Annotated in this window: 10 protein-coding genes; 8 read left to right on the top strand and 2 right to left on the bottom strand. The window is 37.0% G+C overall.

Annotated elements, in window-relative coordinates; translation table 11 throughout:
* Positions 1-18: 18 nt before the first annotated feature.
* Both BMW64_RS14915 and glgB read right to left on the bottom strand, forming a co-directional pair.
* Positions 19-1,425: a glycogen synthase gene (locus tag BMW64_RS14915; RefSeq protein ID WP_090000758.1), complete on the bottom strand. Its 1,407-nt coding sequence runs from the start codon at positions 1,423-1,425 to the stop codon at positions 19-21.
* A 7-nt stretch (positions 1,426-1,432) separates the two neighbouring features.
* On the bottom strand, positions 1,433-3,379 hold the full coding sequence (gene glgB, locus BMW64_RS14910; RefSeq protein WP_177175304.1) for a 1,4-alpha-glucan branching protein GlgB: 1,947 nt from the start codon (positions 3,377-3,379) through the stop codon (positions 1,433-1,435).
* A 218-nt stretch (positions 3,380-3,597) separates the two neighbouring features.
* On the opposite strand from glgB, the gene BMW64_RS14905 reads away from it, so the two are divergent.
* The 8 genes from BMW64_RS14905 (at position 3,598) to BMW64_RS14870 (ending at position 12,624) form a co-directional block, all read left to right on the top strand.
* A complete protein-coding gene (locus BMW64_RS14905) occupies positions 3,598-4,710 on the top strand; it encodes an alpha/beta hydrolase (RefSeq protein ID WP_090000756.1) in 1,113 nt (370 codons plus the stop codon).
* Positions 4,711-4,720: 10 nt separating this feature from the next.
* On the top strand, positions 4,721-6,136 hold the full coding sequence (locus BMW64_RS14900) for a leucyl aminopeptidase family protein (protein WP_090000755.1): 1,416 nt from the start codon (positions 4,721-4,723) through the stop codon (positions 6,134-6,136).
* A 140-nt stretch (positions 6,137-6,276) separates the two neighbouring features.
* On the top strand, positions 6,277-7,488 hold the full coding sequence (locus tag BMW64_RS14895) for an ATP-grasp domain-containing protein (protein WP_090000754.1): 1,212 nt from the start codon (positions 6,277-6,279) through the stop codon (positions 7,486-7,488).
* 163 nt (positions 7,489-7,651) lie between these two features.
* Positions 7,652-8,365, top strand: a complete 714-nt coding sequence (locus BMW64_RS14890) for an alpha/beta hydrolase-fold protein (protein WP_090000753.1) — start codon at positions 7,652-7,654, stop codon at positions 8,363-8,365.
* A 36-nt stretch (positions 8,366-8,401) separates the two neighbouring features.
* Positions 8,402-9,355, top strand: coding sequence for an ATP-grasp domain-containing protein (locus tag BMW64_RS14885; RefSeq protein WP_090000752.1), 954 nt, complete (start codon positions 8,402-8,404; stop codon positions 9,353-9,355).
* A gap of 22 nt (positions 9,356-9,377) precedes the next feature.
* A complete protein-coding gene (locus BMW64_RS14880; protein ID WP_090000751.1) occupies positions 9,378-10,502 on the top strand; it encodes a carboxylate-amine ligase in 1,125 nt (374 codons plus the stop codon).
* A 26-nt stretch (positions 10,503-10,528) separates the two neighbouring features.
* A complete protein-coding gene (locus tag BMW64_RS14875) occupies positions 10,529-11,365 on the top strand; it encodes a type 1 glutamine amidotransferase (protein ID WP_090000750.1) in 837 nt (278 codons plus the stop codon).
* Between the two features lie 74 nt (positions 11,366-11,439).
* A complete protein-coding gene (locus BMW64_RS14870) occupies positions 11,440-12,624 on the top strand; it encodes a hypothetical protein (RefSeq protein ID WP_090000749.1) in 1,185 nt (394 codons plus the stop codon).
* Positions 12,625-12,633: the final 9 nt, after the last annotated feature.

The raw sequence follows: 12,633 nt of genomic DNA, 5'->3' as shown, positions 1-12,633 counted from the left end.
ATGCTTATTATTAAATGGTTAATTCTTATATAAAGCTATATATTTTTCTGCAGACTTTTCCCATGCAAAATCAAAATTCATATTGGCGTGGATAAGATTTTCCATCATATCTTTCTGATTATATAACATTAATGCCCTGTTCATTGCATGGATGACATCATCTACGCCTGGATATGTGAAATTAATTCCTGCTCCACCTGTAGAAATATCAGCAACAGTATCCCTTAGACCTCCGGTATAACGCACAATCGGAACTGTTCCGTACCTCATGGAATACATCTGGTTGAGTCCGCAAGGTTCAACCCTTGAAGGCATCAGCAAAAAATCCGCCGAAGCGTATATTTTATGCGAAAGATGTTCTTTATATCCTAAATCCAAAGCAAAATTGGTGTAGGTATAATCATATTCTTTCAGCTTATTTTCAATATAAGTATTTCCGGATCCTAAAATCATGATATTAAGAGCTCCGTAGCTTTGCTTAATACTTCTCCATACAATATCTGGCAGTAAATCTGCTCCTTTTTCGGTGGCAAATCTTCCTATAAATGCAAAAAAAGGAAGCTCGGGCTTTAAGCCATATTCTTTGCAAAGTTTCTCTTTACTTTTCCTTTTTTGTTCAACGGCATTTTTAACATTAAAATTAAAATCCAGCATCGGATCGGTTTCAGGGTTCCAAACCTCTGTATCAATCCCGTTGATAATGCCATATGCTTTGCCAAATTCATCTCTTACAAGACTTTCAAGTCCTCTGAAGCTTACGTAAAGCTCTTCAAGATATCCTTGCGAAACTGTTGTAAATGCACTGGCGCATTTGATCATACTCGCAAGAGGATTTATCAGTCCATTCCAGTCCAGCAATCCCCATTTATACTGATCAAAAGCGGGAAGATATCTGGCCATTTCCCAGCTCATCATTCCCTGGTATTCTCCGTTATGGATCGTGCCTACGGTTTTTACGCCTTTAAGGAAAGAAAATTCAGGACAATATTCAATCATGAAAGGAACCAGTCCTGTATGATAATCATGACAGTGTAAAATGTCCGGACGGATTTCCATAGCGCTCAACCAGTGCAATACGCCATGCTGAAAAGCAATGAACTGAAAATTTTCATCCTGATATCCATAAGGATTATCTCTGTCCAGAAGTCCCGGGATCTTTACCATGTACAATTCAAATCCTAAAACATTGGATTTTTCCTTTAAAACCTGTACCTGAAGCATATTTCCGCCCTGGTGTATAAAGCCATCAAAAACTGTGTCAAACTCATGATCATACACAAAAGATTTATTATACCAGGGCATAACAACCTTCGCATCAATATCTTTAATTTTGTTTTGATACTTCGGCAAAGCGCCTACTACATCCGCCAGACCTCCTACTTTTGCCACGGGATAACATTCCGTACTTAGATGGTAAATTATCATTTCTAACTTATCTTTTATGGTGTTTAATTCTGTTCTGTTTATACTTTTTATCTTTCCTCTTTAAAATAATCCCTGCCAGCGGAGGTAAGTTGATGCTGATTGACTTCTGATGATTCATATAATCCTCATACTCCTCGTTGAAAATATCTGCTTTCACTCCACTCCCTGCATATTGCTCATCATCGGAGTTAAAGATAACTTCCCAATGGCTTCCCGCAGCTACACCGATCTTATAATCGATCACTCTTGGTGTGAGATTGAGAATAACCATGCATACATCATCCTTTTTTTCTCCTTTTCTCAGATAAATATATACCGAATTGTCGAGATCATCAGCCTGCACCCATTCAAATCCATAATGATTGAACTGATTTTCGTAAAAAGCAGTCTCATATCTGTATAAGTGATTAAGCTCTTTCACCAATTGCTGTAAACCTTTATGAACAGGATATGCAAGCAAATGCCAGTCCAGACTTTTCTTGAAGTTCCATTCACTGGTTTGTCCGAATTCATCACCCATAAATAAAAGCTTGGCACCCGGATGAGTAAACATGTATACATACAAAGCCCTGAGATTGGCAAATTTCTGCCATTCGTCACCAAACATCTTATAAATAAGACTGGCCTTTCCGTGCACCACTTCATCATGAGATAAAGGCATCATATAATTTTCATTATACATATACATCGATGCGAAAGTCAGCTTGTGATGAAAAAACTTCCTGTTGATAGGATCTACTTTAAAATAATCCAGTGTGTCATGCATCCAGCCCATCATCCACTTCATCTCAAAACCGACACCTCCGTCGTGAACAGGTTTTGTCAATAGAGGAAAATCCGAGCTTTCTTCAGCAATTGTAAGGATATTATCACCGAATTCTTTATAAACAGCAGTATTAAATTCCTGTAAAAAAGTTTTTGCCTCAAGATTGACGTTTTCGCCATAAATATTTGGTTCCCATTCTCCTTCATTTCGGGAATAATCAAGATGAAGCATCGATGTCACAGCGTCCACACGCAGTCCGTCTGCATGATACCTTTCCAGCCAGAACATCGCGTTTGAAATTAAAAAAGATTTTACTTCATTTCGTCCGTAATTGAAAATATAAGACTTCCAGTCGGGATGAAAGCCTTTTCTGGGATCTTCGTGCTCATAAAGATAAGAACCATCAAATCTGTGTAAACCATTGGCATCTCCGGGAAAATGGGAAGGAACCCAGTCCAGAATCACACCGATATCATTTTTATGAAGCTCATCAATCAGAAACATCAGATCCTGTGGTGAACCGAAACGGGAAGTTGCCGCAAAAAAACCGGTAATCTGATAACCCCAACTGGGATCATAAGGATATTCCATAACGGGCATGAATTCCACATGAGTGAATTCCATCTCTTTGATGTAAGGAACAAGCCTTGCAGCTATATCACGGTAATTAAGAAATCTTTCAGAGTCCTCATCACTTCTCATCCAGGAGCCGATATGGAGCTCATATACAGACAAAGGAGCTTTGAGACTGTTTTTTTTCCAGCGGTTTTTCAGCCATTCCTCGTCATTCCATTCATACCATGTGGTAGAGACCAGTGATGCCGCCTGGATATTCTGCTCCCAACTCAATGCATAAGGATCACTCTTTTCGAGAATTTCACCTCTTGCAGTTTCTATCGCGTATTTGTATAAAGTTCCCCAGGTAAGACCTTCAATGAAGCCTTCCCAAATACCTGATCCGTCCCATCTGGGAAACAAAATATGATCTTTATGATTCCAGCTGTTGAAGTTTCCGATCACCGAAACTTTTTTTGCGTTGGGTGCCCATACTGAAAAATAGGTACCCTTCACTCCATCTTTTTCCACGGAATGCGCACCGAATTTGTCGTACAGCTTATAATGTTTACCTTCTTTAAAAAGATAAATGTCGTGATCCGTAAAAAGAGTGTATGTTTTAACCGAATTCATCACGGTTTGATTTAAATTTTATTATTTTTCTGAAAATACTAAAAAAATCAGAAAGGATTGTTAATTAATATTGAAGTAATTATTATGTTAATTGCATATCATCACTTGTTTCTATCAAATATAGAGCTTTTTTCAGGAGCGTCCGGTGATTTTAAAAATAATTTGTCACAAAAAGATTTTATTATAAATTTATCATTCTTAATTGTAAAAACGCACGAATGAGATTTGAACTCTTTACTGAAGAAAATGATGAAAGAAATATTTATATCACAGGAAATTTCAACAGTTGGAATCCTAGAGATGAACGTTATAAACTCACTAAATCCGAAAACCAGAATTACTTTATCGAAATAGACAATCAGCTTTTGCCTGAAAATATTGAATACAAATTTACGAAAGGCGGCTGGGAAAATGTAGAATTGGATATATACGGAAATATTACCCCAAACAGAAAAGTCAGCAAGTCCACAGGAAAAATTGCCGACCTGGTAAAAAAATGGAGACTGAATTGGGGACCTTTTAAGAAAGAATTTTTCCCGATTGTGGAAGTGATCTCTGAAGAATTTTATATTCCTCAGCTGGACCGCCACCGCAAAGTATGGGCACTTCTTCCCTATGATTATTATATTTCTGATAAAAGGTATCCTGTTCTTTATCTCCAGGATGCTCAGAATCTTTTCAATGAAGGAAGCGATTACGGAAATTGGGAGATCGACAAGAAACTCTCTGTACTTACCGAATATGGTCGCGGAGACATCATTATTATTGCGATCGAGCATGGAAGTGAAGACCGGATCAAAGAATATATTTTTGATAATGACCATGTTGCAAACGGGTCTGAAGGAAAGAAATACATCCGCTTCATAACAGATACCCTGAAACCCTTTGTTGATGAGAATTACCGGACAAAAAAAGACCGTGACAATACCGGAATCGGAGGAAGCTCGCTGGGTGCGCTGATCAGTATTTACAGTGGTTTTCTTTATCCTGAAGTCTACTCCAAGCTGCTGATTTTTTCACCATCTCTTTGGGTTGAACCCAATAATAATTTTCCGATGATGAATTTCAGAGTTCCTTTTACCATGAAAATTTATTTATATGGCGGAGGACGCGAAGGATCCAAAATGGTAAAAAGAATTCATATTTTTGAGCAGTATCTGAAACGCTGGGAGAAGAAAAATCTTTTTGACTTTGAATTCCGGACCAGCATTAATCCTGAAGGCAATCACAGTGAATTCTACTGGTCTCAGGAGTTCCCAAGAGCGATCGAATGGCTTTTTTACAACAATACAGAAAATCCGGTTGAAGTAAAACCTCAGCAAAAACAGTAAACATTAAATTATGAAATTAGTCAATAAAAAAATCAAAAATTACACGCAGATATTTCACCTTTTCACCGAAGAGGAATGGATAAAAACATCTAAAAATTTCAATAAGAATATATCTACTTTTTTCTCCGGTAAAAAACACGAAGTTTTCATCAACGCTCAGGAAGAAGGAATTGCTTATTTCATTGGTTTGGGTAAAGAAGATTTGGCGTTGTTTGAAGTTCAGCAGGTTGCTTTAAAGTTTTCGCAAACCTATAAAGAGAAAATATTACCATTACCCACATTAGTTGTCGGAGACTTCATTAATGAAAGGCAATTCGAAGAGTTTGTGAAAGGATTGTTAATCGGCACTTACAATTATCCTTTCGAAAAGACACATCCGTTCTGGAATGCAAAGTTTGAGCTTCATTTCGAGAATTTAAGCCAGAAAAAGCTTGATTTTATCAGACGGAAATCAGAGGCAATAAGTAACGGGCAAATCACCTGTCAGGAATGGCTGAACAAACCGGCCAATTTAAAGAAGCCAGATACTTTCAGTACATATTTAAAAAATTTATCTAAAAAATATGATCTGAAATATACTTCATTTAATAGAAAAAAGTGTGAAGAACTTGGCCTTGGAGCATATCTTTCGGTAAACCAGGGAAGTGCTTATGAAGCAGCATTCACAATCCTTGAATATAAAACTGCTGCTAAAAATGCAAAAACCTTCGGCTTGGTTGGCAAATGTGTACTGTTTGATACAGGAGGAATTTCTTTAAAAAACCCGGACAATATGCATTATATGAAGTCGGATATGGGAGGTGCGACCGCTGTTTTGGGTACTTTAATTTATGCCGCGGAAATGCAGCTTCCTGTGAATATTATAGCTATTTTACCGATTACCGATAATGCCATTTCTGAAAAAGCTTTTCTTCCAAGTGATGTCATTACGGCCTACAACGGCAAAACGATAGAGGTTCTCAATACGGACGCAGAAGGAAGAATGATCTTGGCCGACGGACTTTCTTATCTCTCAAAAAACTACAAAACCGATATTCTTATTGATATTGCTACGTTGACAGGAAGCTCGGTGAGAATGTTCGGCGATACCTGCGGAGCACTATTTTCCAATAATGAAGAGCTTAAAAATCTTATGATTAAAACCGGTGACAAAACCAATCAAAAGCTTTGGAACCTACCACTTTGGGACATCTGGAAAGAAAATATCCGCTCTGATGTAGCCGATATAAAAAATATATCAATGAAACCCATTGGAGATTGTATTGTTGCAGCAAAATTTCTTGAACAGTTTATAGAAAATCATCCAAAATGGGTGCATCTTGATATTGCCGGAGTAGCATTTGGAAATGTAGGATATGCCAAAGAAAAAGCGGCAACCGGCTTTGGAGTACAGCTGCTGGCGGATTTAATCGAAAATTATCATTAAAAATTAGTTTATTACAAAAATTCTCTGTATAATTGAAATAGAATTTCCAAAAGCTTATTATATTCATTAATTTAATATTAAATAAATAATAAAAAACTGCTTTTATTTTTGAAATTTCATTAAAAACTAAAAAACATTATATGGAGAAGAAAACAATAGTATGCATTTCGTGCTATTACAAAGGCTATGATTTCATGGATGAAATGAAAAGCCTCGGTAATAATGTGATTTTGGTAACTTCAGAAAATCTGAAAGAGAAAAATTGGCCGTGGCATGCTATCGACGAAGTCTTCTACATGCCCGAACTGAAACCCTCAGTCTGGAACCTCGATCATCTTATCCAGGGATTTTCTTACCTCATGCAGACCCGGAAAATTGACGCCGTTGTCGCGCTCGACGATTATGATGTGGAAAAAGCAGCACTGATACGCGAGACCTTCCGTATTCCCGGAATGGGACAGACCACGCACCGCTATTTCAGGGATAAGCTTGCGATGAGACAGAAAGCAAAAGATTCCGGAATCAATGTTCCTGAATTTACTGCTGTTTTCAACAATGATGAGGTTAATGCTTTTGTTGATAAAATTCCTGCGCCATGGGTTTTAAAACCTCGTTCAGAAGCTTCTGCATCAGGAATCAGAAAACTGACTTCCAAAGAAGAACTCTGGGAGGCCCTCAATAGTCTCGGGGAAGAACGTCATTTATTTTTACTGGAAAGTTTTAAACCTGGCGACGTGTATCATGTTGACAGCCTGACTTTTAATAAAGAGATTGTTTTTACATCAGCTTCAAAATATCTGGCGCCTCCGATGCAGGTTTCTCATGAAGGCGGAGTGTTCAGGACGAAAACATTAGGACGGTATTCCGATGAATTTCAAGCTCTTGAAATTGCCAACGCTAAAGTTTTATCTAGTTTCGGCCTGCTAAACGGAGCCACTCATACAGAATTTATAAGAAGTAAAGAAAACGGAAAATATTACTTTCTGGAAACTTCTTCAAGAGTTGGAGGAGCGCACATACCAGACCTTGTGGAAGCTTCAAGCAGTATTAATATCTGGAGAGAATGGGCAAAAATAGAAGATGCATTGCTTTGGGGAAAGGATTATCAAATTTCAAAGCCTACAGGATATTATTCCGGTCTGATCATCGCATTGATCAAAGATGAAAAAGCAGACTACAGCAAATTCGAAAGTGAAGAAACGGTAAAATTCTTACCTATTGATTATCATGTCGGTATTGTTTATAAATCTAGCGATCCGCTTATTATAGAGGAGAGATTAGACAAAGCAGCGGAAAAAATTAATGCTGAAATGTTAAATATTCTTCCTCCGAAAAGCAAACCGACGAGTTAGCAATTAGCAATTAGCAATTAGCAATTAGCAATTAGCAATTAGCAATTAGCAATTAGCAATTAGCAATTAGCAATTAGCAATTAGCAATTAGCAATTAGCAATTAGCAATTAGCAATTAGCAAAAATAATTCATAATATATTATTATTCATAAGTTATTAAAAAATGCCACATATAGAACATACAGATTACTATTCACATATTTTGTGTACAAGCATCAAAGTGGAAGTTACAGGACATTACGGTCATCCGGTCATAATGTTTCCGACTTCGCAGGGGCTTTATACCCAAAATCATGATTTTCATCTGAATGAAAGTGTGAACTGGTTTGTTGAACAGGGAAAAATTAAACTTTATAATATCCAGACGATTGACAGTTGGAGCTTCTATGATGAAGGGATCTCTCCTCAGCAAAGAATTAAAAATTATGAACGATATGTACAGTTTTTGATCCAGGAATTTCTGCCCTACATTCAGAAAATTCATAAGACACACCGTGTTGCGGTAGCAGGAGCAAGTTTCGGCGGATATCACGCTGCCAATTTCGCCTTCCGATTTCCGGATGTTGTTTCACACTTGTTTTGTCTTTCGGGAGCTTTCAGTATCAGGAATTTTATGGACGGATATTCCGATGATCTCGTTTATTTCAATTGCCCAAGGGAATTTGTAAGAAATGATGAAGCATGGAAATACAAGCATATGCATATTGTTTTAAGCACTTCCGATCAGGACATCTGTAAAGACAAAAATATCGAAATGGCAGAAATTTTACGTTTAAAAGGAATTGATTTCTGGTATGACGAAAGAAAGTGGATCAGTCATGACTGGCCGCTTTGGAGAATGGTTTTTCCAACATTTATCGGAGCATTTTTCTCTTAATTTAAATAAAAATTAATACACATAAAAAATACAACTATGGTAAAAAAAGTCGGAATACTATTCGGAATGGAAGATACGTTTCCCTGGGCATTTATCGATAAGGTAAACGAGCTTGGAAAAGGCGAAATTGTTGCAGAACCTGTAAGTATTGACAAACTTGAACAGGGAGCAGATTATGACTATGCTGTTATTATTGACAGAATTTCACAGGATGTTCCTTTTTACAGGGCTTACCTTAAAAATGCAGCACTGAACGGAACGTACGTCATTAATAATCCGTTTTGGTGGAGTGCAGATGAAAAATTTTTCAACAATGCTTTAATGACCAAACTCGGAATTCCTCTTCCGAAAACAGTTTTACTGCCTTCATACGAAAGACCAGCCAATACTTCAGAAACGTCTTTCAGAAATCTGAAATTCCCTCACGACTGGGATTATATTTTTGATTATGTGGGATTTCCGGCTTACATGAAACCGCATGACGGCGGTGGCTGGAGAAATGTTTACCGTGTAGAGAATCCTCAAGACCTCTGGGATAAACATTCGGAAACCGAACAGCTTGTGATGATGGTACAGGAAGAAATCATTTTTGATGATTACTACAGAGTGTATTGCTTAGGCCGAAAATATGTTCATATTATGCCTTACGAACCGAGAAATGCTCCCCACCTGAGATATGAAACCACCCATAAAACAGAAGGAAAAGAATTGGAAAAATTATTAAAAACCATTCATGATTACACCATTAAAATGAATGAAGCGTTGGGCTATGATTTTAATACGGTGGAATTTGCCGTTCGGGACGGAATTCCTTACGCCATAGACTTCTGCAATCCTGCGCCGGATGCCGACAGGAATTCTGTAGGAGAAGAAAATTTCGCCTGGATTGTGGAACATTCTGCAAAATTGGCCATAGAAAAAGCCAAAGAATATGTTCCGGGGAAACCTAATATTGCCTGGGGGAATTTCGTAAAAGATTCTTTACAATAAAAAACATAAAAACACGAAAAAAATGCATCAGTTTACTATTGGGATCGAAGAAGAATATCAGATCATTGATGTTGAGAGCAGAGACCTGATCTCTCATGTTTCGAAAATTATTGAAGGCGGGAAAGCTGTTTTAAGCGAAAATTTAAAGCACGAAATGCACGAATCCATGATCGAAATGGAAACGGGAATCTGCCAGAATATTCAGGAAGCTAAAGCAGAACTAACCAACCTGAGAAGACATCTTATCAAAACCGCACACGAACAGGGACTTCGCGTTTCCGGCGGTGGAACACACCCATTTTCAAACTGGGAACACAACACCATAACCAACGGCGAACGGTACAATAAAATTGTAGACGACATGGGCGATGTTGCGCGTGGAAACCTCATCTTCGGACTTCACGTGCACATCGGAATACCGAACCGTGAAGAAGGAGTAAGAATCCAAAATGTGATGAGATACTTTCTTCCGCATGTTTATGCATTATCAACAAATTCACCGTTTTGGATCGGCAGGAATACCGGTTTTAAATCATATAGACAGGAAATTTTTGTGAAGTTTCCAAGAACAGGAATTCCTAGCTTTTTTAATTCTCTCGCGGAATTCGACAGTTATGTTGACCTCTTAGTGAAGACAGGTACGATCGACAATGCCAAGAAAATCTGGTGGGATTTGAGGGTGCATCCGTTTTACCCAACCATAGAATTCAGGATTTGCGATATGCCTTTAAGAATAGATGAAACGGTATGCCTTGCAGCGATTATGCAGTCTTTGGTTGCTAAAATATACAAGCTGCACCAGCAAAATTTAAGCTTCAGAAGCTATAGAAGATTACTGCTTAATGAAAATAAATGGAGGGCCTCCAAAAGCGGAATTGAAGCTCATCTTATTGATTTTGGTAAGGAGGAATCTGTGCCTTATCCTGATCTTTTAAAAGAACTTTTGGAATTCATCGATGATGTTGTAGATGATTTGGGATGCCGCAATGAAGTGGAATATGCCTGGAAAATTTTAGAAAACGGAACGGGCGCGGACCGGCAGCTTAGAATTTTTAATGAAACCGGCGATCTTACAAAAGTTGTTGATTATATGATCTCAGAAACCGAATATGGTATTACGCACGGAGAACCACTTCACAATATTTAATAAATTTGTACAAAATATGAAGTAGCATGAAGGATATTCGAATTGCATTGCTGGATATGAATAATAATCAGGTAAATCAGGGATTTAAAAATATAAAAGAAATTTCTGAAGCTCTTCAGCAACGTTGTGTGGAAGAAAGCGTAATCATCAAGACGTTTGATGTAAGGTTTAAAAATGAAATTCCGGAGATTGAAGATTTCGACATATTTATTTCTTCCGGAGGTCCCGGAAATCCTCACCGTGAAGGATTGGAATGGGAGGATAAATTTAGCGGATTCTTAACTGCTATTTTCGAACACAATAAACACAATCCTGAAAAAAAATATCTTTTCCTGATCTGTCATTCATTCCAGTTGGCAAGTATTCATTGGAAGCTCGGAACGATCAATAAAAGAAAATCGTATTCTTTCGGGGTAATGCCGGTTCATAAAACCGAAGAAGGTGAGCAAGAATTTTTGTTTAAGAATCTTCCAGATCCCTTTTATGCCGTTGATTCTCGGGCTTATCAATTTATCGAACCGGATCATGAGCGTTTTGAAGAATTGGGAATGAAAATTATGGCGATTGAGAAATTCCGGCCACACATTGATCTTGAAAGAGCGGTAATGGCTGTCCGTTTTTCTGAAGAAATTTTCGGAACTCAGTTTCATCCTGAAGCTAATCCTGAAGGAATGATGGAAAATCTTAAGGATGAAAAAAACAAATTGGCCATGATCGAAAATTTCGGTATGGAAAAATATCTTGAGACGATTGACAGAATTGATGATGAAGATAAAATCATTCTTACACAGTCCCAGATTCTCCCAAGATTTTTAGACTTTGCAAAACAGAATATTTTAAGCAGAATTCATGCTTTAATGTAGAAAATACTTCGATAAAAATATATATACAATCGGGCTAAAATGTCCGATTTTTTAAATCACAAAGAAAAAGATTTATGATTCCAAAATATAGAAAACAGTTTAATCAGGATTTTTCACAGGAAAAATACAGCCTTCTAAAAGAATATTTAAAACAAAAAAGCGGACTAGAACCGGGATTCAGAATTTCTGAAAGTCCTATTTTCTTAACAAAAGATTTTGAAGCTAAACTGATCAGTGCGAGCGAAAGTATTATTGACCAGATTAAGACTTTATCTCCAGACCTTTTACAAAAAGCCATTCCGGACAACTGCAGAGTCCCTAATGATACCAATAAGCCGCATTTCTTTACCATAGATTTCGGAATCTGTAAAAATAACAATGGAGAAATTGAGCCACAGCTCATCGAACTTCAGGCATTCCCTTCTCTGTATGCTTTTCAAAAGATTTTTGAAGATTCTTTCTGTGAAATTTATCCATTTCTTTCGGAAATCAGGAATAATATGTCTCAAGAAAATTTTAAAAATCATCTTAACGATCTTATCGTCGGTGATGAGAACCCTGAAAATGTTATTCTACTGGAAATTTACCCTGAAAAACAAAAAACACAAATTGATTTTATTTTTACTGAAAAACTGCTGGGAATAAAAACAGTTTGCCTTACTAAAATCAAAAAGAACGGTAAAAAATTATATTATGAATACGATGGAAATTTAATTGAGATTAAAAGGATTTATAATCGGGTGATTTTTGATGAATTAGACCGTATTCCGGATCTGAAAACGGAATTTGATTTCCGTGAAGATGTCGATGTAAAATGGATTACACATCCGAACTGGTTTTTCAAAATTTCTAAATTTTTGTTACCGCTTTTAGAGCATCAGTTTGTCCCGAAAAGCTATTTTCTGCATGAATTTCCGGAAAATGAAAACCTCGAAAATTTTGTTTTGAAACCTTTATTTTCTTTTGCTGGAAGTGGTGTTAATTTAAACCCGACAAAGGAGATAACAGACGCTATTGAAGATAAGCAAAACTATATTTTACAAAGAAAAGTTAATTATGAACCGGTTTTTGAAGATATCAACGGAGATTTTTCAAAAGGAGAAATCCGTTTGTTGTATATTTGGCATGAAAATGATGAACGTCCTATCCTGCTGGAAAATCTTGCAAGAATGACCAAAGCCGATATGGTAAACGTAGATTTCAATAAGAAAGATGCCATCTGGATTGGAAGCTCCAACGCTTTTTTTGCACAAGAATAAATTATAAAA

The organism is Chryseobacterium taichungense, assembly GCF_900109935.1.
GTDB classification, from domain to species: domain Bacteria; phylum Bacteroidota; class Bacteroidia; order Flavobacteriales; family Weeksellaceae; genus Chryseobacterium; species Chryseobacterium taichungense.
This window is presented reverse-complemented; position numbering and strand designations above follow the sequence as displayed.